Consider the following 21,544-nt stretch of genomic DNA (forward strand, 5'->3'; position numbering starts at 1 on the left):
GATTACTTAGTCAGCAGAGATTCGATATCCTGCAGCAATTGCTCAGCCTGAGCGGAAGGTAGCACCGCATCAACCGGCAAATACCACCAATTAGGCTGGGCAAAGGCGCGACACTTCACCGCGTCCTTCTCCGTCATCAACAGCGTTTGATCGGCTGCAACCAGCGCCGCCAGCTGTTCCTGCTGATATTCCTGATGATCGGCAAACGCCACTTCCTGTACGACTTCGACGTTCAACTTTTCCAACGTCGCGAAGAAACGCGGCGGATGGCCGATGCCGGCCATCGCCACCACGCGCGGCAGCTCAGCCGCCGGGCGACGTTCACCGCTCAGCAGGTTCACCGCATCACGCGCCTGCAGGCGCATGGCAATTTCCCCGGCCTGCGCCACGCCGCCATTGGCGACGCGCGCATCGACGCTGCCAAGCCGCGCGGCACGCTCGCGCATCGGCCCGGCCGGCAACCACCAGCCGTTGCCGAAACGACGCACGCCGTCGATGACCACCAGCTCGAAGTCACGCTGTAAAGCGTAGTGCTGCAAACCGTCGTCGGTGATGATCACATCCAGCGGCTGTTGTTGCAGCAGGGCCTGCACCGCCTCGGCTCGCTTGGGCGCGATCGCCACAGGCGCACCGGTACGTTGATAAATCAGCACCGGCTCATCGCCCGCCTCACGGGTCGATGTATTCTGACCGAGCACCAGCGGATAAACCGCCGACTTGCCGCCGTAGCCGCGTGACACCACGCCAACGCGATAGCCCCGCTGTTGCAGGTGTTCCACCAGCCAAATCACCATCGGCGTTTTGCCGTTGCCGCCGGCGGTGAGGTTACCCACCACCACTACCGGCACCGGCGAACGCCAACTTTTACGCAGGCCGCAGCGGTAACTGAGACGGATCAGCCAACTGAACAAACCATAGAGCCACGAGAGCGGCAATAGCGCCAGATAAAGCAACGAACCGCCGGACCAGATACGCTCAATCATTATTGACCAAACTGCATGCGGTGCAGCTGCGCATAGGCGCCATGCCGCTCAAGCAACTCGGCGTGTTCACCGCGTTCGACGATGCGGCCGTCCTCCACCACCAGGATCTCGTCCGCCTTCTCAATGGTCGACAGACGGTGCGCGATTACCAGCGAAGTGCGGTCTTTCTGCAGCTCGTCCAGCGCGGCCTGAATGGCACGCTCGGACTCGGTATCCAGCGCAGACGTCGCCTCATCCAGGATCAGGATCGGGCAATCGCGCAGCAAAGCACGCGCGATGGCAATGCGCTGGCGCTGGCCGCCGGACAGCATCACGCCATTTTCACCGATCACCGTATCCAGGCCGTTTTCCATCTTGTTGATGAAGTCCATCGCGTACGCCATTTCCGCCGCTTTCTCAATCTGCTCACGGCTGTATTCGCTCTCGCGCGCATAGGCGATGTTGTTGGCGATAGTGTCGTTGAACAGGTGCACGTTTTGCGAGACCAAGGCCACCTGATTGCGCAGCGAGGCCAGGGTATATTCACGCAGATCGTGACCATCCATCAGGATTTCACCTTCCTGAATATCGTAGAAGCGCGTCAACAGGTTGGCGATGGTGGATTTACCCGAACCGGAACGGCCCACCAGCGCGACGGTCTTGCCTTCAGCGATTTTCAGGTTGATATCACGCAGCGCCGGCGTGTCTTTGGCCGGGTAGTAGAAGGTGACGTTACGGAATTCGATGTCGCCTTTCGCACGCTTCACTTCGCGGGTGCCGGTGTCTTTTTCCTGTTCCATATCCAAAATGGAGAACAGCGTCTGACAGGCCGCCATCCCTCGCTGGAACTGGGCATTGACGTTGGTCAGCGACTTCAGCGGACGCATCAGAGCGATCATCGACGAGAACACCACGGTAATGGTACCGGCGGTCAGGGTTTCCATCACGCTTGGGAAGCTGGCGGCAAACAGCACGAACGCCAGGGCCAGCGAAGCAATCAGTTGAATGATCGGATCGGAAATGGAAGACGCGGAAACCAGTTTCATGCCCTGTTGGCGCATGCGGTTGCTCACCGAGTTAAAACGCTCGGTTTCTACCTGCTGGCCACCGAAAATCAGCACTTCTTTATGGCCTTTCAGCATCTGTTCGGCACTTGTGGTCACCTGCCCCATGGTGTTCTGCATGTTCTTGCTGATGTTGCGGAAACGCTTGGACACCAGGCGAATGGCGATGGAGACGATCGGTGCCAGCACGATCAGGATCACCGACAGCTGCCAGCTGTAGTAGAACATCATGATGAACAGGCCAATGATCGAGGCTCCTTCACGCACCACGGTCACCAGCGCGCTGGAAGAGGAGGAAGCCACCTGCTCGGAATCATAGGTAATGCGCGACAGTAAAGTCCCGGTGGACTGCTGATCGAAGAAGGCCACCGGCATTCTCATCATGTGGCCAAACAGGCGGCGGCGCATTTGCATCACCACCATGCCGGAAACCCAGGAAATGCAGTAGCTTGAAACAAAGCTGGTCACGCCGCGCATCAGCATCAGCGCAATCACCGCCAGCGGCATCCACACCAGCACGCTGCTGTCGGTTTTTCCAAACCCATCGTCCAATAACGGTTTAAGCAGAGACAGCATCAGCGTGTCCCCCGCTGCGTTCATAATCAACGCAATGGCGGCCACAATCAGCCCGGTCTTAAAAGGAGTGATCATCGGCCAGAGTCGACGGAACGTCTGCCAGGTCGAGAGATCTTTATCATTCATCATGCAAATACCAGCATCGGAAGAAATAGCGGCCTATTTTACTCATTATCACCCTCTACGCCAAACCGCTGATGGTACCAACGGGGCATTAATTGTTCGCGAAAGCCTTTAATTTGCCAATCGTTGTCGAAAAAAAGTACCGATAACTGACCGGAGCGCGTCGTATCGCGCCATTGAATGCCATTTGCCCGGTATCTGGCGACCACTTTCCGCGCCGGCAATCGCCATTTGTTGTAACGCGATGCGGACGCCATCGCCGCTTCGGGATTGACCGCGCGCAGAAACGGCGGCGTAGAAGACGTCTTGCTGCCGTGATGCCCCACCTGCAACACCGTGGCAGCCAAACGATCGCGCCGCAACCGTAACAGCTGCTCCTCCGCCTTCTTTTCCGCATCACCGGTGAGCAGCAAACTGTATTGCCCATCGTCGATGCGGATCACGCAGGAGTCGTCATTGACCGGCCTTTTGCGCGTTTTCGGTGGCCACAGCACCTCGAATTGCAGCGATTGCCAGCGCCAACGCTCACCGGCGACGCAGGGCAAGTGTCCTTCCCCGCGTATCGGGCTGCGCACCGTCGCCTGAGGAAATGCCCGCCGCATCACCGGCAGCCCGCCGATATGATCGAGGTGAATATGGCTGATAATGATCTGCTCCAGTTCAATATTCCGCCAGTTCAGCATCGGTAAGATATGCCGTTCGGCGGCGCTGCCCGCGGGCCAACGATCGCCGGTATCGTACAGTATCCCCTTGCCGTTTTGCTCGATAACCACCGCCAACCCGTGCCCGACATCAAGCATATCGACGCGCCAGCGATAGTCCGGCGCTTTGCCACGCCACAACACGCAGCATACCGCCACCGCCGCCAGCCCCGGCGCATAGCGCCACCACCAATGAAAACGCCAGCAGATAACGATAAGCCATCCCGCTATGCTGGCCAGTAGCGAGGCGGCTCCCAAATCCACCCAACCGCGTTGCAGGTAATGCAGCGGCACAAACACCCCGCTCAACGTGAAATCTGCCAACCACCAAAGCCCGTAACTTAGCGAGGGGAGGACGCAGCCGATCACCGCCAGCAAAATCAACGGCACCGTCACCAATGAGACGATGGGCACCGCCCAAAGATTGGCGGGCAGCGAGGTCAGCGTCAGACCTAAGAACAGCGCGACCTGCATCGGCACCAGCAACAACGTCATGCCCAGCTGAATATGCAGCCAGCGCACCGGCGCCCAATACCAGGCCGACCGGAATCGCTCACCGAGCGGCGCCCATTCAAACCAAAAAATCAAACACCCCACCGCCAGCACCGACAGCCAGAAACTGTCTGACAAAACCGCCAACGGATCGCACAGCAAAATCAGCCCGATACACCACAACTGAACCGCCCCGGTTTTTTTGGAGAGTTTTTAGTCCGGAAGCTCAGGCTGCCAGACCATTATTTGTACTGGAAGCATAATAGGCATTTTCAGCTTCTACCGGCGGTATGTGTCCTAGCCGTTCCAGTAACCTTCTATTGTTGAACCAGTCCACCCACGCCAGTGTCGCAAGCTCCACTTCCGCGTGGTTTTTCCAGCTCTTACGGTGGATCACTTCCGCTTTGTAAAGGCCATTGATACTCTCGGCCAGGGCATTATCGTAAGAGTCGCCTGTGCTGCCTGTCGACGCCAACAGCTCCGCCTCCTGCAGCCGCTGGGTGTACGCCAGTGACACGTATTGGGAGCCCTTGTCCGAGTGATGGATTGTACCTGAGGGGCGACGTGCCCACAGAGCTTGTTCCAGAGCATCTAGCACGAACCTTGCTTCCATCGACGATGAGACCCGCCAGCCAACGATCGTGCCCGCGAACACATCGATTATGAACGCCACATAGGCGAAGCCCTGCCAGGTGCTAACGTACGTAAAATCTGCACACCAAAGCTGATTGGGACGTTCTGCCACGAACTGGCGGTTTACCAGATCCGCTGCTGCCGCTGTTTTGCGACCGATCGTGGTCTTGATGACTTTGCCACGGAGTACGCCCCGAAGACCTATTATTTTCATCAGGCGTTCAACAGTACACCGGGCAACGCTAAAGCCCTCGCGGAGCAACTGACGCCAGACTTTTCGTGCTCCATAGACACTGTAATTTTCTTCGTAAACGCGTTTTATCTCCTGGCTGATTTGAGCATCGCACTTTTCTCGTTGGCTACATTTCTCAGGATACAGCCGGCGTTGCTGATGCCAGTAATATGTCGACGGGGCAATATCCAGTTCGCGACATACCGGCCCGACCCCGTGTGTACCACTCAGACACTGCATAAGTGGCATTATTTTTTCCAGTGGCGGTCGAGCTCCGCCTGGGCAAAATAAGCTGAGGCCTGGCGCAATATATCATTGCTGCGGCGTAGCTCCCGATTTTCACGCTCCAGTTCTTTTAAACGCTGGCGCTCATTGGTGCTCAGTCCGCCATCATCAGTGTTGACGGGGCTGACACCACCACTGGCATCATTTTTATGCTGGCGCAACCAGGCTCGTAAGGTGTCGTAATGGCACCCGATTTTTGACGATATGGCACGAATGGCATCCGGCTCAGAGTCATACTCATTACGGTGTTCCAACAACATTCTGACAGCGCGCTCACGCAGTTCAGGGGGATAGCGTTTGGCGGATGGTGATTTCATTTTGGGTCTCCTTTCACTGAGAGTTTAGTCTCCAAGAAACCCGGTACGGTTCACAACCACACTTGCCAGGAAGAACAATGAACGCCGCGCAAGCGCAGCAGCATCCACAGCGTCATGGCCAACGCGGTACGCACCGCCGGCGGCTGGGCGCCCACCAACCAAACATAGATCAGCGTCGCCACCCAGCCTGCGACCAATGGAAAGCGATAGCCAATCAAATGGGCGGGCAGAAAAAACTGCAGCGCGCGCAACGCGGCCCAGAACAAAATGGCGACCATCGCCACATGCAACCCTGAAATGGCCATCAGGTGAGCGATGCCGGTCTTCAGCATCAGCGTGCGCAAAGCCTGCTCCAGCGCGGTTCGTTCCCCAAACGCCAGCGCCAGCAATACCGCCTTGTAACGCAATTCACCGATGTTGGTTTCCGCATGGCTGATGATGCGCTGGCGCAGCCCGCAATCGCCATCCAGCAAACGAGCCTGCCTGACCCGCCCCGTCAACGGCTGACGCTGGGCGATCGCCCAACGTTGGCTGTCAAATCCGCCTTGATTGAGCTTGCCATGTACCGGCCGCAGGCGCAGTTTCAATTGCCAACGCTGCCCGGCGCATAGCCGCTGCTGTTCGGGAGCCCACGTCGTGGTAAACGCCAGCGCAGGCGCCAACCAATGACCGTCGACCCGCTCGATGCGCATCAGCGTCTGTTTACTGGCGGCGGGCTCCAGCGCGACGCTGCTCACCTGTACCACCGCCGTCACGTCCGGCATGCGAGTTAAGCGATCCATTTGCCCGATCAGGCTGCCGGCGTTGAAAACCGCCCATATGAATCCCAATCCCAGGCAGGCCAAATAGCGGCAGAATGGCCTGCGCGTGCGCAGCAGTAAACAGACAACAAGCACGAGCGGCCACAGCTGCCATTGCTCAGGCAACTGCGGTAAAACCAACAGCGGCAGGATGCCGCAGATAACGGCGAGTATCGCCAGATCCAGCGAAATTTTGATCGCTCTTCTCCCATCGGCTCCGCCATGAGCAAAAGCGCATCACGGCAAGCAAGCAGGATCATTCAGGCGACATGTCACCGCCAGCGGGCTTTAACGAAGATGCGGTGAACATGGCAGGATAAGAGAGATCTATGCAGGAGCCACATCGTAAATGCGGCGTAGTACGCAACTCGCGAGCATATCGCGGAGAATTGCAGGCGAAAAAAACGGCGCCTTACAGGCACCGTTTTATATTCTTTTCAAGCAACAACGCTATGATCAGTCAGCGACTAGCCATAGATATTGGCGCGGTCACGCAACTCTTTGCCTGGCTTGAAGTGAGGAACGTATTTACCGTCCAGCTCTACTTTGTCACCGGTTTTCGGGTTGCGGCCTACACGCGGGGCACGGTAGTGAAGAGAAAAACTGCCGAATCCGCGGATCTCAATGCGTTCGCCCTCGGCCAGCGTTGCGGCCATGTGCTCAAGCATCTCTTTCACTGCATCCTCAACGGCCTTCGCCGGAATATGAGATTGCTGGCCAGCAAGTCTTTCAATAAGTTCAGACTTGGTCATAGTACCTCCAAGCTTTGCAGCTAAACTACCGTATCGGGGCGGTCAGCGACCGCCCCCCGTCATTACTCGCCTTTAGCCGCTTTGAAAGCTTCAGCCATTGCGTTAGAGAAGTTGCCTTCTTCCTGTTTGTTGTTAACAGTTGCGATGGCGTCTTTCTCGTCAGCTTCGTCCTTAGCACGTACGGACAGGCTTACAACGCGGTTCTTACGGTCAACGCCGGTGAATTTAGCTTCAACTTCGTCACCTACGTTCAGAACCAGAGTTGCATCTTCAATGCGGTCGCGAGAGGCTTCAGATGCACGCAGGTAACCTTCTACGCCGCCTGCCAATTCAACTGTAGCACCTTTGGCGTCAACTGCAGTGACTTTACCAGTAACAATAGCACCTTTCTTGTTCATAGACAGGTAGTTATTGAACGGGTCTTCAGCCAGTTGCTTCACGCCCAGGGAGATACGCTCGCGCTCTGCGTCAACTTGCAGAACAACCGCAGCGATTTCGTCGCCTTTCTTGTATTCACGTACTGCTTCTTCGCCTGCAACGTTCCAGGAGATGTCAGACAGGTGAACCAGGCCGTCGATGCCGCCGTCCAGGCCGATGAAGATACCGAAGTCAGTGATAGACTTGATTTTACCTTCAACGCGGTCGCCCTTGTTGTGGGTTTCTGCGAACTGCTGCCATGGGTTGGATTTGCACTGCTTCAGGCCCAGGGAGATACGACGACGTTCTTCATCGATGTCCAGAACCATCACTTCCACTACGTCGCCCACGTTAACAACTTTGGACGGATGGATGTTTTTGTTGGTCCAATCCATTTCAGAAACGTGTACCAGACCTTCAACGCCTTCTTCGATTTCTACGAAGCAGCCGTAATCAGTCAGGTTGGTTACACGGCCAGTCAGCTTGGTGCCTTCTGGGTAACGTTTCGCGATAGCAACCCATGGATCTTCGCCCAGCTGTTTCAGGCCCAGGGATACACGAGTACGCTCGCGGTCGAACTTCAGCACTTTAACAGTGATTTCATCGCCAACATTGACGATTTCGCTTGGGTGCTTAACGCGTTTCCAAGCCATGTCAGTGATGTGCAGCAGGCCGTCTACACCGCCCAGATCAACGAATGCACCGTAGTCAGTGAGGTTCTTAACGATACCTTTAACTTCCATGCCTTCCTGCAGGTTTTCCAGCAGTTGATCGCGCTCAGCGCTGTTTTCGGATTCGATAACCGCACGGCGAGAAACGACAACGTTGTTGCGCTTCTGATCCAGCTTGATGACTTTGAACTCAAGCTCTTTGCCTTCCAGGTGCAGAGTGTCACGTACCGGACGCACGTCAACCAGGGAACCTGGCAGGAACGCGCGGATGCCGTTCAGCTCGACGGTGAAGCCACCCTTCACTTTGCCGTTGATAACACCGGTTACAGTCTCAGCTTCTTCGTAGGCTTTTTCCAGCGTGATCCAAGCTTCGTGACGCTTAGCTTTCTCACGGGACAGCAGGGTTTCACCGAAGCCGTCTTCAACAGCATCCAGAGCAACGTCAACTTCGTCACCAACCTGGATTTCCAGCTCGCCCTGGGCGTTTTTGAATTGCTCAGCCGGGATGGCAGACTCAGATTTCAGACCGGCGTCAACCAGTACGATATCTTTGTCGATAGCAACAACGACGCCACGAACGATGGAACCCGGGCGGGTTTCGATTTCTTTTAAGGATTCTTCAAAGAGTTGAGCGAAAGATTCAGTCATGTTGTTAATCTTCAGGGTTCTTTAGTTTAACGTCCATTTAGCGTCCCGCCGAATGGGGTTGTTTCACATACCCCGCCATTGGCTCCATGCCGACAGGGTTTAAGGTTACAGGGGTAAAATTTTACCCGATATATTGCGATACCGCTATGACAAATATGACAAAAAGCCAATAGCGCCGCCGCGCTTATTGCTGCGGCAACGCCAACACTTTCTGTGCATACGTCAACGCCTGCTGGATCACTTCCTCTATCGACATGCTGGTAGAATCCAGTACGAGGGCGTCAGAAGCGGGCACCAGAGGCGCGATAGGCCGATTACGGTCACGGTCGTCCCGTTCCTTTATCTCGGCTAAAAGACGTTCAAAGTTAACATTAAAGCCCTTCTCCTGCAACTGCAGCATGCGGCGGTGCGCGCGCTCCTCCGAGCTGGCGTCGAGGAAAATCTTGACCGGCGCGTCCGGGAACACCACCGTGCCCATGTCGCGGCCATCGGCAATCAGGCCGGGCGCCTCGCGAAACGCGCGCTGGCGGCGCAGCAACGCCTCGCGCACGCGCGGAAACGCCGCCGCTTGCGACGCGGTGTTGCCGACGGTTTCGGTGCGGATCTCATTGCTGACGTCCTCACCTTCCAAAATCACCTGCAGCTTGCCGTCCTGGGCAACGAAGCGAACATCGAGATGTGCGGCCAGCGGAACCAGCGCTTCCTCAGAAGTGATATCCACCTGATGATGCAACGCCGCCAGCGCCAGCACGCGGTAGATCGCGCCAGAATCCAGCAAACGCCAACCAAGGGACTCGGCCAACGCTTTACACAGCGTGCCTTTGCCTGCGCCACTTGGTCCATCAACGGTTATCACCGGGGCTGTAGCCGTCATTTCTCTCTCCTTCAGGTAGAAAACCTCACAGAGACACGGCGCGCTTCGACTCGAAGCCCGTGCGCTCTGCCACCTGCCCAATCAGGGGCAAATACGGTGGCGTATTATACGCTGCCCTACGGCAATCTGTTACCCTGGAACTGTCCGGTTGTTGAAAATAAGCGCACAACCGCGAAAAAGTATAGAAGAAACGCCGGTCGCCGAAGGTTAAAAACGATAAAGGCCCACAAAGGGGCCTTAAAAGAAACGATTTGACGGGTTACTACGCCGGCTGGCTGATGCGCGCCAACTGCTCGAAATAATCCGGGAAGGTTTTCGCGGTGCATTTCGGATCGAGAATGGTGACCGGGGTATCCGACAGCGCCACCAGCGAGAAGCACATCGCCATGCGGTGATCGTTGTAGGTACCGATCTCGGCGAACTGCAGTTTGGCCGGCGGCACGACGTGAATGTAGTCTTCGCCTTCGTCCACTTCCGCCCCCACTTTACGCAACTCGGTGGCCATCGCCGCCAGACGGTCGGTCTCCTTCACCCGCCAGTTGTAGATATTGCGGATGGTGGTCGGCCCCTCGGCGAACAACGCCGCGGTGGCGATGGTCATCGCCGCGTCCGGAATGTGGTTCATGTCCATGTCGATGCCGCGCAGTTCACCGCGGCTGCACTCGATGAAATCGTCGCCCCAGGTGATGCGCGCGCCCATTTTCTCCAGCACGTCGGCGAACTTGGTGTCGCCCTGCACGCTTTTGCGGCCGATGCCGGTCACGCGCACGGTGCCGCCCTTGATCGCCGCCGCCGCCAGGAAGTAAGAGGCGGAAGAAGCGTCGCCCTCAACCAGGTAGTCGCCCGGCGCGATATACGTCTGGCGCCCCTGGATATGGAATACCCGGTAGTTGTCGTGGCTCACCGATACGCCGAAGGTGCGCATCAGATGCAGCGTGATGTCGATGTAGGGCTTGGAAACCAGCTCGCCCTTGATGTGGATCTGCGTATCCTGCGGCGCCAGGGGCGCGGTCATCAGCAACGCGGTCAAGAACTGGCTGGAGACGCTGCCGTCAACGGTGACGTCGCCGCCCTGGAAACTGCCGCGCAGGCGAATCGGCGGGTAATCGGTCTGCTCGAGGTAATCAATCTGCGCCCCGCCCTGGCGCAACGCGTCCACCAGATGGCCGATCGGGCGTTCTTTCATGCGGGGTTCCCCGGTCAGCACCACATCACCTTCACCAAGGCACAGCGCCGCCGCCAGTGGGCGCATCGCGGTGCCGGCATTGCCGAGGAACAGTTCCAGCGGTTGGTTGGCCACCAACGGCCCGGCCACGCCGGTCACTTCACACACGGTGCGGTCGGCGGAAAGCCGGTAGTTCACGCCCAACGCCTGCAGCGCATTCAGCATATGACGCACATCGTCGCTGTCCAGCAGGTTGGTCAGCCGGGTCGTTCCCTCCGCCAGCGCCGCCAGCAGCAGAGCGCGGTTAGAAACGCTCTTCGAGCCGGGTAAGTTGACGGTGCCATTGACCAGGGCGACCGGTTGTAACGTCAGGGAATCCACCATGTGAACAAAACTCTCCAATTCTGATAAACGAAACGGCTCCGGAATAATGCCGGAGCCGCTTTAATGCAAAAGGACAACAGCCTGAGCAGCCCGCGCCTGGCGGGCTGACGGAATCAACCGTGACGACGTTCGAAGTCGGTCATGAAGTCGGTCAGCGCCTGCACGCCGGCCAGCGGCATGGCATTGTAAATAGAAGCACGCATGCCGCCAACTACCCGGTGGCCTTTCAGCGCCTGCAGGCCGATGGCCTCGGCTTCGCTGAGGAATACCTTGTCCAGCGCCGCATCGGCCAGCTGGAACGGCACGTTCATCCAGGAACGGTTGGCGATCGCCACCTGGCTGCGGTAGAAGTCGGATTTATCGATGGTCGCGTACAGCAGCTCGGCCTTGGCCTGATTGCGTTTTTGCATCTCCACCAGGCCGCCCTGCTCTTTCAGCCATTTGAACACCAGCCCGGACAAGTACCAGGCGAAGGTTGGCGGGGTGTTGAACATCGAGTCGTTCTCGGCCAGCACGGTGTAATCGAGGATAGACGGCACTTCTTTGCGCGCCTTGCCCAGCAGATCGTCGCGCACGATCACCAGCGTCAGGCCGGCCGGGCCGATATTTTTCTGCGCGCCGGCGTAAATCACGCCGAAGCGGCTGACGTCGAGCGGGCGGGACAGAATGGTCGAGGAGTAATCGCCGATCACCACTTTGTCGCCGAAGTCCGGCGTTTCATCGATGGCCACGCCGTCGATGGTTTCATTCGGGCAATAATGCACGTAAGCAGCGTCGTTGCTCAGCTGCCACTCTTTCATCGGCTTGATGCCGCTCAGGCCGTCGATGCGGGTTTTCACGTCGATGACGTTCGGGGTGCAATACTTTTCCGCTTCCTTGATGGCGCTGTGCGCCCAATAACCACCGTCGATATAGTCGGCGGTGGCCTTGTCGCCCAGCAGGTTCAGCGGCAGCGCGGCGAATTGTGCGCGGGCGCCGCCGTGGCAAAACAGCACTTTATAGTTGGAGGGGACTTTCAGCAGATCGCGCAGATCCTGTTCCGCCTGCTCGGCAACGGCGATGAATTCTTTGCTGCGGTGACTGATCTCCATCACTGACGTGCCCAGGCCGTGCCAATTGCACAGTTCCTGTTCCGCACGACGCAACACTTCCACCGGCAGCATCGCCGGGCCAGAGCTAAAATTATAAACCTGAGTCATTTCCCCTCACCACATTCACTGTTCGCCGCAGAAAAGCGACCTGTCGAAAAGATGCCCGAAGCTAACGATCGCGTTAACCAACCCATCGGTTTTATCACTCACGCCCCATGGCTGCAACGCTTATTCGCCCGTCGGCGGCAAACGGTCGCGCCGGGTGATGACAGGCTCTGCGGCCGTCGCGATTGTTTGGACGATAAAACCCTGCGACATGGGGAAATTCAGCGGGTTAACGCGGTGTTTTATGCTGTATTCAGCCGAGATGGCTGCGGGAGCCCGGACGGCCCCCGCAGGAGAGAAAACGATCAGTACTGATTGAACATCTGCTGGATCTGCTTCGCGTCTTTGGTTTGCGTCAGCGCCAGCTGCAGCAGAATGCGCGCTTTTTGCGGATTCAGCGTGCCGGCGGCCACGAAGCCGTATTTGGCGTCGTCCACTTCCGCATCCTCGGTGGTCGCGCCGGTCGGCACGCGCGAAGAACGCACCACCGCCACGCCGTTGTGCGCCGCCGTCGCCAAGGTGTCGAACACGGTTTTATACAGGTTACCGTTGCCGACCCCGGCGCTGACGATGCCCTGATATCCTTCGGCGATCAGCGCCTTGGCCGGCGCATCGGAGGCGTTGGCGTAGTTGTAGATGATGCCGACCTTCGGCAGCTCGTTCAGCTTGCTGACGTCGAACGGCGTCTCCCGGGTATGCTTGCGCTGCGGCGAACGCTGGTAATCGATCTTGCCGTTGTGGATGTACCCCAGCGGGCCGAAGTTCGGCGACTGGAAGGTCTGCACGGCGGTGGTATTGGTCTTGGTGACGTCGCGCGCGTCCAGCACGGTGTCGTTCATCGCCACCAGCACCCCGCGGTTGGCCGATTGCGGATCCGCCGCCGTCACCACCGCGTTATACAGGTTGAACGGGCCGTCGGCGCTCATCGCCGTCGCCGGCCGCATCGCCCCGACCAGCACCACCGGCTTGTCGCACTTCACCGTCAGATCGAGGAAATAGGCCGTCTCTTCCAGCGTATCGGTACCGTGGGTGATGACGAAGCCGTCGGTTTTGCCGCAGTCGGCGTCAATTTTCTTCGCCAGCGTCAGCCAGACCTGATCGTTCATGTCCTGCGAGCCGATGTTCACCACCTGCTCCCCCCGCACGTTGGCGATGTTTTTCAGCGCCGGCACCGCATCGACCAGCGCCTCGACGCCCAGCTTGCCCGCGGTATAGTTGGATTTCGTCGCCGAATCGCCGCCGCCGGCGATGGTGCCGCCGGTCGCCAGCAGGGTGATGTTGGGCAGCGCCAGCGCCGAAGCGCTGACGCCGGTCAACAAGAGGGTTAACACGCTGAGTTTCACTGATTTCATTAGATTTCTCCGTGACAGATAACTCGCTGAATTATGGCCTTTATCCTTAAAAAAACTGTGACTTTGCCACCGCTTTAGGAATACGTGGAGCTCCAGCGTAAAACCCCGTATCATTGCGCGTTTTTAGTACGCGCAAAAAGTGAAGACAATGACGCAAACTTTTATCCCCGGTAAAGACGCCGCCCTGGAAGACTCCATCGCCCGTTTCCAGCAGAAACTGAGCGACCTCGGTTTCAACATCGAAGAAGCCTCCTGGCTGAACCCGGTGCCGCACGTGTGGTCGGTGCACATTCGCGATCGCGATTGCCCGCTGTGCTTCACCAACGGCAAAGGCGCCAGCAAAAAAGCCGCGCTGGCCTCCGCGCTGGGTGAATATTTCGAGCGCCTGTCCACCAACTACTTCTTTGCCGATTTCTATCTGGGCCGGCAGATCGCCGAAGGCGACTTCGTGCACTACCCGAATGAGAAATGGTTCCCGATCCCTGAAGACGACGCGCTGCCGGCCGGCATCCTCGACGAACGCCTGCACGCCTTCTACGATCCGCAGCAAGAGCTGAGCGCCAGCGATCTGGTCGATCTGCAATCCGGCAACGCCGATCGCGGCGTGTGCGCGCTGCCGTTTACCCGTCAGTCCGACCAGCAAACCGTGTACATCCCGATGAATATCATCGGCAACCTGTATGTTTCCAACGGTATGTCCGCCGGCAACACCGCCAACGAAGCGCGCGTGCAGGGCCTGTCGGAAGTGTTCGAGCGTTATGTGAAAAACCGCATCATCGCCGAATCCATCAGCCTGCCGGCGATCCCGGACGAAGTGCTGAACCGCTACCCGGGCGTGGTGGAAGCCATCGCCAAGTTGGAAGAGGAAGGTTTCCCGATCCTCTCCTATGACGCCTCGCTGGGCGGCAACTACCCGGTGATCTGCGTGGTGCTGTTCAACCCGACCAACGGCACCTGCTTCGCTTCATTCGGCGCGCATCCGGACTTCGGCGTGGCGCTGGAGCGCACGGTAACCGAACTGCTGCAGGGCCGCAGCCTGAAAGATCTCGACGTGTTCACCGCGCCGACCTTCGATGACGAAGAAGTGGCGGAACACACCAACCTGGAAACGCACTTCATCGACTCCAGCGGCCTGATCTCCTGGGATCTGTTCAAACAGGATGCCGATTACCCGTTCGTTGACTGGAACTTCAGCGGCAGCACGCAGGAAGAGTTCGCCACCCTGATGAGCATCTTCGACAAGGAAGACGCGGAAGTGTACATCGCCGACTACGAGCACCTGGGCGTCTACGCGTGCCGCATCATCGTGCCGGGCATGTCCGATATCTACCCGGCGGAAGACCTGCTGCTGGCCAACAACAGCATGGGCGCGCACCTGCGCGATACGCTGCTGGCGCTGCCGGGCAGCGAGTGGGAGCCGGAAGAATACCTGGCGCTGATCGAGCAGCTGGACGACGAAGGGCTGGACGATTTCACCCGCGTACGCGAACTGCTGGGCATTGCCAGCGGCAAAGACAACGCCTGGCATACCCTGCGCGTGGGCGAGCTGAAGTCGATGCTGGCGCTGGCGGGCGGCGATCTGGATCAGGCGCTGATTTGGACCGAATGGACGCAGGACTTCAACGCCTCGGTGCTGAGCCCGGCGCGCAGCAACTACTACCGTTGCCTGCAAACGCTGTTGCTGCTGGCGCAGGAGCCTGAACGCGAAGCGGCGCAATACTATACCGCGTTCGTGAAAATGTACGGCCAGGAAGCGGTCGACGCCGCCTCCGCCGCCATCAGCGGTGAAGAGCGCTTCAACGGGCTGTTCGCCGTCGATGCCGATCTGAAGGCGCTGCCGGCGCATCAGGCGCTGCTGGCGGCTTACGAGAAGCTGCAGGCGGCCAAACGCCGCCACTGGGCCAAGGCCTAAGCATCATCAGGGGGTGCCACCACTTTGGGAGTACCCCTGTTGCCAAACGCCGCACTCCGTTGCGGCGTTTTCATTTTTGCGGTTTATTTCAACGCATTCGGTTTTATTTTTTCGCCGGGAAATAGGCGGTTAAACGGCCATAAAAATAAATAAACCGTCAATTGTTGCCGGACGGTGAAATAATAATTAACCGATAATTAAACTTTCAGCGCCGCGCGGCGACAAAACGCCTAAAAATTTAACTTTACTCTATGCCGACCATTCGGTGGATTCAAAAAAATTTGCAAACATTAAAAAAATGTTTTTCATTAAAAATCAATAAATTAATCATAAAAACCACACAAAAAACACGTCATTTCGCCGCTCTACTTCCCCGCCTTATGATCCAAATCAAATTTTCCCCTATACTGCTTTGCTAGTATCTCATTGCGTTGTTTTAACCCTTAAGAGCGAGAGTTAGTTTGAAAACTGACAGCCCCTTCGATCTGATTTTACCTGCAGCAACGGCGAAAATCGCTGAAGATGCCGGCGTGTATAAAGCCACCAAACATCCGCTGAAAACGTTTTATTTGGCGATCACCGCCGGTGTCTTCATTTCCATCGCCTTCGTCTTCTACATCACGGCGACCACCGGCACCGCCGGCGTACCTTTCGGGCTGGCGAAACTGGTCGGCGGCATCTGCTTCTCTCTCGGGTTAATGCTGGTGGTGGTGTCGGGCGCCGACCTGTTCACTTCTACCGTACTTATCGTCATCGCCAAGGCCAGCGGCCGCATCAGCTGGGGCCAGCTGGGCGCCAACTGGCTGAACGTTTATCTCGGCAACCTGGTCGGCGCGCTGTTCTTCGTGGCGCTGATCTGGTTCTCCGGCGAGTATATGGTCGCCAACGGCCAGTGGGGCCTGAATGTCCTGCAAACCGCAGACCATAAGCTGCATCACACCTTCATCGAAGCCGTCTGCCTCGGCATTCTGGCTAACCTGATGGTCTGCCTGGCGGTCTGGATGAGCTACTCCGGCCGCACCCTGACCGACAAGATGCTCGCCATGGTGCTGCCGGTCGGGATGTTTGTCGCCAGCGGCTTCGAACACAGCATCGCCAACATGTTTATGATCCCTATGGGCATCGTGGTCAAACACTTCGCCACGCCGGAGTTCTGGCAAGCCGTAGGGGCGGTACCTGAGCAATTCGCTCATCTGACAGTAAGCAACTTCATCATCGACAACCTGATTCCGGTCACCCTCGGTAACATCATCGGCGGCGGTCTGCTGGTTGGGTTGACTTACTGGGTAATTTATCTGCGCGGGGGCCGCGAGCAGCACTAAGCTGTGAGTTACCGCGCGCAGAGTTAGAAATCCACAATCAAAGGTAGGTGTACAATGACCGAACTTAACGAGAAATTAGCCAACGCTTGGGAAGGTTTCAGCAAGGGTGACTGGCAGAATGAAGTCAACGTTCGTGACTTCATCCAGAAAAACTACACGCCTTATGAAGGTGACGAATCCTTCCTGGCTGGCGCAACTCAAGCCACCACCACCTTGTGGGACAAGGTTATGGAAGGGATCAAACTGGAAAACCGCACTCATGCGCCGGTTGATTTCGACACCAACGTTGCTTCAACCATCATTTCTCACGACGCGGGTTACATCGCCAAAGAGCTGGAAACCATCGTGGGTCTGCAGACCGACGCCCCTCTGAAACGCGCGCTGATCCCGTTCGGCGGCATCAAAATGGTCGAAGGTTCGTGCAAAGTGTACGGCCGCGAGCTGGATCCGCAGCTGAAAAAAGTGTTCACCGAATACCGTAAAACCCACAACCAGGGCGTATTCGACGTTTACACCAAAGACATCCTGAACTGCCGTAAATCCGGCGTGCTGACCGGTCTGCCAGACGCCTACGGCCGCGGCCGCATCATCGGCGACTACCGCCGCGTGGCGCTGTACGGCATCGACTTCCTGATGGCCGACAAACTGAACCAGTTCAAATCGCTGCAGGAAAAACTGGAAAACGGCGAAGACCTGGAAATGACCATCCAGCTGCGCGAAGAGATCGCTGAACAGCACCGCGCTCTGGCTCAGATCAAAGAGATGGCCGCCAAATACGGCTACGACATCTCCGGCCCGGCCACCAGCGCGCAAGAAGCGGTGCAGTGGACCTACTTCGGCTACCTGGCCGCGGTGAAATCCCAGAACGGCGCCGCCATGTCCTTCGGCCGCGTGTCCACCTTCCTCGACGTGTTCATCGAACGCGACATCAAGGCGGGCAAACTGACCGAAGAACAAGCGCAGGAACTGATCGACCACCTGGTGATGAAACTGCGTATGGTGCGCTTCCTGCGTACCCCTGAGTACGATGAGCTGTTCTCCGGCGACCCAATCTGGGCGACTGAGTCCCTGGCCGGTATGGGCGTCGACGGCCGTACCCTGGTCACCAAAAACAGCTTCCGCTTCCTGAACACCCTGTACACCATGGGGCCGTCTCCGGAGCCGAACATGACCATCCTGTGGTCTGAGAAGCTGCCGCTGAACTTCAAGAAATTCGCGGCGAAAGTGTCCATCGACACCTCTTCCGTTCAGTACGAAAACGACGACCTGATGCGCCCTGACTTCAACAACGATGACTATGCCATCGCTTGCTGCGTCAGCCCGATGATCGTCGGCAAACAAATGCAGTTCTTCGGCGCCCGCGCCAACCTGGCGAAAACCATGCTGTACGCCATCAACGGCGGCGTTGACGAAAAACTGAAAATGCAGGTCGGCCCGAAAGAAGCGCCGATGATGGACGAAGTGCTGGACTATGACAAAGTCATGGCGCGCATGGATCACTTTATGGATTGGCTGGCCAAGCAGTACGTGACCGCGCTGAACATCATTCACTACATGCACGACAAGTACAGCTACGAAGCTGCGCTGATGGCGCTGCATGACCGTGACGTTTATCGCACCATGGCTTGCGGCATCGCCGGTCTGTCCGTTGCGGCCGACTCCCTGTCCGCCATCAAGTACGCGAAAGTCACCACCATTCGCGACGAAGACGGCCTGGCTATCGACTTCAAAGTGGAAGGCGAGTATCCGCAGTTCGGTAACAACGACGCCCGCGTCGATGACATCGCCTGCGACCTGGTGGAACGTTTCATGAAGAAAATTCAGAAACTGCGCACCTACCGCAACGCGGTACCGACTCAGTCCGTACTGACCATCACCTCCAACGTGGTGTACGGCAAGAAAACCGGTAACACCCCGGATGGCCGCCGCGCCGGCGCACCGTTCGGCCCAGGCGCCAACCCGATGCACGGCCGCGACCAGAAAGGCGCAGTAGCCTCCCTGACCTCGGTAGCCAAACTGCCGTTTGCCTACGCGAAAGACGGGATCTCCTACACCTTCTCCATCGTGCCTAACGCGCTGGGTAAAGACGACGACGTGCGTAAAGCCAACCTGGCAGGCCTGATGGATGGTTACTTCCACCATGAAGCCTCCATCGAAGGCGGTCAGCACCTGAACGTCAACGTGATGAACCGCGAAATGCTGCTGGACGCGATGGAAAACCCTGAGAAGTACCCTCAGCTGACCATCCGCGTCTCCGGTTACGCCGTGCGCTTCAACTCGCTGACCAAAGAGCAGCAGCAGGACGTCATTACTCGTACCTTCACTCAAACGATGTAATGCGCCAACCGGGCGGGAAACCGCCCGGTGCCAACGTCGGGGCCGGTTCTGCCGGCCCTTTTCTCCCACCGCTCTCCCCTGACTCTGTACGAGTCTGTTTTGCCGGACATCTATACTGGATGGATAGCCGGCAAAACAGTTATCCGGCAACTGACCGGCCGACAGGCATCATTACCCCCGGTGGCGGGCTCACCCCGCCACTGCATCGCAGATACCTGGCCGGCGGCCACGCGCCTATTTTTAGACTGCGTTTGACAGTCAATATTGGAGAAAAACCCGCAATGTCAGTAACTGGTCGCATCCACTCCTTCGAATCCTGCGGCACCGTCGATGGGCCCGGGATCCGCTTTATCGTCTTCTTCCAGGGCTGCCTGATGCGCTGCCTCTATTGCCATAACCGCGACACCTGGGACACCCACGGCGGCAAAGAAGTGACCGTCGAAGAGCTGATGAAAGACGCGGTGGCCTACCGCCACTTCATGAATGCCTCCGGCGGCGGCGTGACCGCGTCCGGCGGCGAGGCGATCCTGCAGGCTGAATTCGTGCGCGACTGGTTCCGCGCCTGCCACGCCGAAGGCATCAATACCTGCCTGGACACCAATGGCTTCGTGCGCCGCTACGATCCGGTGATCGACGAGTTGCTGGACACCACCGATCTGGTCATGCTGGATCTGAAACAGATGAACGACGATATCCACCAGAATCTGGTCGGCGTCTCCAACCACCGCACGTTGGAATTCGCCCGCTACCTGGCGAAACGCAATCAGCGCACCTGGATCCGTTACGTAGTGGTGCCGGGCTGGTCAGACGACGATAAATCGGCGCACCTGCTGGGCGAGTTCACCAAAGACATGACCAACATCGAGAAAATCGAGCTGCTGCCTTACCACGAGCTGGGCAAGCACAAATGGATAGCGATGGGGGAAGAGTACAAACTGGACGGTGTGCACCCGCCGAAGGCCGAGACCATGGATCGCGTCAAAGGCATCCTGGAAAGCTACGGCCACAAAGTGATTTACTGATTGGCGCACGCCAAAAGAAAAACCGGCTCATGGCCGGTTTTTTTATGCTCAGGCGGCGGCGAACGGCGTGTGGTGGCGATCCGGCTTCTGCTTTTTCAGCAGCATCAGCAGGTAAACCAGCGCCACGGCGGCGATCATCACGAACAGCACGCGATCGGAGTAGTTTTGCATCAGCAGCGCCGTCATCGATGGGCCCAGCAGGCTGCCGATGGTGTAACTCATCAGCAGCGCCTGGTTCATCGCCACCAGTTCATGCGGCATTGCCTTCTCGCAGGCCCAGGACATCGCCACCGGGTAAAGGGTAAAGCCGGCGCAGCCGAGGATGAACAGCGAAGGCGCCATGGCGTAGTTGCCGAGCATCGCCACGCTGGCGAGGATCACCACGAACACCTGAATGCGCAGCACCAGCAGGCGCCCGTAACGATCGGCCAGGCGCCCGACCGGCCATTGCCCGACGATGCCGGAGCTGACCAGCAGCGCCATCCAGTAACCGACGTTGGCGTCACTCATGCCCTGATGGGAGAGATACAGCGGCATCAAGCCATACAGCGAACCGAGCACGATGCCGGAGATGATGCAGCCGTTGATGCCGAGGCGCGCGCTGCGGCGTCTCAACATTGTCCATACCGCCGCCTGCTGCGGCTCGTCTTCATGGCGGTTGACCCGCGCGAACAGCATTGGCAACATCGCGCTGATCACAATGGCGGTCACCCACGGCACCACGTGCAGCAATTCGGTCGAGGTCATGCTCAACAGCAATTGGCCGGTCACCGTACCGAGGTAATAGACTATCATATAGGCCGCCAGCAGCTGGCCACGGTTGCTCAGGTTACCGCTGCGCAACAGCGCGCTCTCCACGATCACCCAGATCCAGGCGCAACCGACGCCGGCGAAGAAGCGCCAGCCCAGCCAGCTCCAGAAATCGATCGACAGCACCATGCCGGCGGTAGCCGCGGCGAACACCAGACAAGAAAGATGATAGCTGCGGGTAAAGCCGACGCGCTGGATCAGTCTGCCCGCCACCAACGTGCCCAACAGGTTGCCGCTGAAATAAGAGGAGCTGACCATTCCCACCTGCCAGGTTGACAGCTGGGCATGGGTTAACCAAAGCGGCACTAACGTATTCAAAACGGCAATGGATACCGTGAGCAGCAAAAGGCCGCAGAGCAATAGGAGCACTGGGCGGGAGTATGCGGACATAGTGAAATTGTGACCGAACGCGCAATGAGAGTGCGCGCATCATGCCACTGGCGATAAAAAAGTCAATCGCCTCTTATCATTCCACCGCACGATTTGTTTCCGGCTAA

At 57.8% G+C, this 21,544-nt stretch carries 14 protein-coding genes, 2 pseudogenes and 1 other annotated feature; of the genes and pseudogenes, 4 read left to right on the forward strand and 12 right to left on the reverse strand.

The window, feature by feature from the left end:
• Nucleotides 1-2: 2 nt before the first annotated feature.
• From lpxK to ansB, 11 genes and pseudogenes are all read right to left on the reverse strand, one after another.
• Nucleotides 3-983: a tetraacyldisaccharide 4'-kinase gene (gene lpxK, locus ACMGGK_RS15015; RefSeq protein ID WP_016928316.1), complete on the reverse strand. Its 981-nt coding sequence runs from the start codon at nt 981-983 to the stop codon at nt 3-5.
• Complete coding sequence (gene msbA, locus ACMGGK_RS15020) at nt 983-2,731, reverse strand: lipid A ABC transporter ATP-binding protein/permease MsbA (RefSeq protein WP_079449440.1); 1,749 nt, start codon at nt 2,729-2,731, stop codon at nt 983-985. The genes lpxK and msbA overlap by 1 nt, the downstream gene beginning before the upstream one ends.
• A 35-nt stretch (nt 2,732-2,766) precedes the next feature.
• Nucleotides 2,767-4,107: pseudogene (locus tag ACMGGK_RS15025) on the reverse strand (DNA internalization-related competence protein ComEC/Rec2); the annotation flags it as partial.
• 37 nt (nt 4,108-4,144) lie between these two features.
• Nucleotides 4,145-5,385 (reverse strand): IS3 family transposase gene (locus ACMGGK_RS15030; protein WP_420276929.1). Its coding sequence is split into 2 segments (ribosomal slippage): nt 4,145-5,070 and nt 5,070-5,385, totalling 1,242 coding nucleotides; the frame shifts between segments, so codons are not numbered across the junction.
• Nucleotides 4,961-5,077, reverse strand: a sequence feature (AL1L pseudoknot). It overlaps the preceding gene by 117 nt.
• Before the next feature lie 53 nt (nt 5,386-5,438).
• Nucleotides 5,439-6,338, reverse strand: a pseudogene (locus ACMGGK_RS15035) (DNA internalization-related competence protein ComEC/Rec2); the annotation flags it as partial.
• 314 nt (nt 6,339-6,652) lie between these two features.
• Nucleotides 6,653-6,937 (reverse strand): integration host factor subunit beta, encoded by a 285-nt coding sequence (ihfB, locus tag ACMGGK_RS15040; protein WP_004928264.1) that lies wholly within the window; start codon nt 6,935-6,937, stop codon nt 6,653-6,655.
• A gap of 62 nt (nt 6,938-6,999) precedes the next feature.
• A complete protein-coding gene (gene rpsA, locus ACMGGK_RS15045; RefSeq protein ID WP_004928267.1) occupies nt 7,000-8,673 on the reverse strand; it encodes a 30S ribosomal protein S1 in 1,674 nt (557 codons plus the stop codon).
• A 184-nt stretch (nt 8,674-8,857) separates the two neighbouring features.
• Nucleotides 8,858-9,547 carry a (d)CMP kinase gene (gene cmk, locus ACMGGK_RS15050; protein ID WP_028127992.1) on the reverse strand — a complete coding sequence of 230 codons (690 nt, stop codon included), beginning with the start codon at nt 9,545-9,547 and terminating at the stop codon, nt 8,858-8,860.
• A gap of 262 nt (nt 9,548-9,809) precedes the next feature.
• Nucleotides 9,810-11,096, reverse strand: coding sequence for a 3-phosphoshikimate 1-carboxyvinyltransferase (gene aroA, locus ACMGGK_RS15055; protein WP_420276998.1), 1,287 nt, complete (start codon nt 11,094-11,096; stop codon nt 9,810-9,812).
• 113 nt (nt 11,097-11,209) lie between these two features.
• Nucleotides 11,210-12,295 (reverse strand): 3-phosphoserine/phosphohydroxythreonine transaminase, encoded by a 1,086-nt coding sequence (gene serC / locus ACMGGK_RS15060; protein ID WP_028127991.1) that lies wholly within the window; start codon nt 12,293-12,295, stop codon nt 11,210-11,212.
• Between the two features lie 302 nt (nt 12,296-12,597).
• Nucleotides 12,598-13,644, reverse strand: coding sequence for an L-asparaginase 2 (ansB, locus tag ACMGGK_RS15065; protein ID WP_143778795.1), 1,047 nt, complete (start codon nt 13,642-13,644; stop codon nt 12,598-12,600).
• Nucleotides 13,645-13,792: 148 nt separating this feature from the next.
• Between ansB and ycaO the strand changes: the two genes are divergently transcribed.
• From ycaO to pflA, 4 genes are all read left to right on the forward strand, one after another.
• A complete protein-coding gene (ycaO, locus tag ACMGGK_RS15070) occupies nt 13,793-15,556 on the forward strand; it encodes a 30S ribosomal protein S12 methylthiotransferase accessory factor YcaO (RefSeq protein WP_033640817.1) in 1,764 nt (587 codons plus the stop codon).
• A gap of 461 nt (nt 15,557-16,017) precedes the next feature.
• A complete protein-coding gene (focA, locus tag ACMGGK_RS15075; RefSeq protein ID WP_004928284.1) occupies nt 16,018-16,878 on the forward strand; it encodes a formate transporter FocA in 861 nt (286 codons plus the stop codon).
• 54 nt (nt 16,879-16,932) lie between these two features.
• A complete protein-coding gene (gene pflB / locus ACMGGK_RS15080) occupies nt 16,933-19,215 on the forward strand; it encodes a formate C-acetyltransferase (protein ID WP_016928324.1) in 2,283 nt (760 codons plus the stop codon).
• Nucleotides 19,216-19,496: 281 nt separating this feature from the next.
• Nucleotides 19,497-20,237, forward strand: coding sequence for a pyruvate formate lyase 1-activating protein (gene pflA / locus ACMGGK_RS15085; protein WP_016928325.1), 741 nt, complete (start codon nt 19,497-19,499; stop codon nt 20,235-20,237).
• A gap of 48 nt (nt 20,238-20,285) precedes the next feature.
• Here the strand turns inward: pflA and ACMGGK_RS15090 are convergent, their stop codons facing one another.
• Nucleotides 20,286-21,437, reverse strand: a complete 1,152-nt coding sequence (locus ACMGGK_RS15090) for an MFS transporter (RefSeq protein ID WP_028127990.1) — start codon at nt 21,435-21,437, stop codon at nt 20,286-20,288.
• Between the last annotated feature and the right edge of the window lie 107 nt (nt 21,438-21,544).

Origin of the sequence: Serratia sp. BNK-33-b (assembly GCF_048684565.1) — a bacterium.
Lineage (GTDB): Bacteria > Pseudomonadota > Gammaproteobacteria > Enterobacterales > Enterobacteriaceae > Serratia > Serratia marcescens.

Excerpts from the sequence above, each read along its gene's own strand:
- serC (WP_028127991.1), bottom strand. The coding sequence starts at position 12,295 with ATGACTCAGGTTTATAATTTTAGCTCTGGCCCGGCGATGCTGCCGGTG.
- ACMGGK_RS15090 (WP_028127990.1), bottom strand. The coding sequence starts at position 21,437 with ATGTCCGCATACTCCCGCCCAGTGCTCCTATTGCTCTGCGGCCTTTTG.
- ycaO (WP_033640817.1), top strand. The coding sequence starts at position 13,793 with ATGACGCAAACTTTTATCCCCGGTAAAGACGCCGCCCTGGAAGACTCC.
- msbA (WP_079449440.1), bottom strand. The coding sequence starts at position 2,731 with ATGATGAATGATAAAGATCTCTCGACCTGGCAGACGTTCCGTCGACTC.
- ansB (WP_143778795.1), bottom strand. The coding sequence starts at position 13,644 with ATGAAATCAGTGAAACTCAGCGTGTTAACCCTCTTGTTGACCGGCGTC.
- pflA (WP_016928325.1), top strand. The coding sequence starts at position 19,497 with ATGTCAGTAACTGGTCGCATCCACTCCTTCGAATCCTGCGGCACCGTC.
- lpxK (WP_016928316.1), bottom strand. The coding sequence starts at position 983 with ATGATTGAGCGTATCTGGTCCGGCGGTTCGTTGCTTTATCTGGCGCTA.
- rpsA (WP_004928267.1), bottom strand. The coding sequence starts at position 8,673 with ATGACTGAATCTTTCGCTCAACTCTTTGAAGAATCCTTAAAAGAAATC.
- aroA (WP_420276998.1), bottom strand. The coding sequence starts at position 11,096 with ATGGTGGATTCCCTGACGTTACAACCGGTCGCCCTGGTCAATGGCACC.
- cmk (WP_028127992.1), bottom strand. The coding sequence starts at position 9,547 with ATGACGGCTACAGCCCCGGTGATAACCGTTGATGGACCAAGTGGCGCA.
- ihfB (WP_004928264.1), bottom strand. The coding sequence starts at position 6,937 with ATGACCAAGTCTGAACTTATTGAAAGACTTGCTGGCCAGCAATCTCAT.
- pflB (WP_016928324.1), top strand. The coding sequence starts at position 16,933 with ATGACCGAACTTAACGAGAAATTAGCCAACGCTTGGGAAGGTTTCAGC.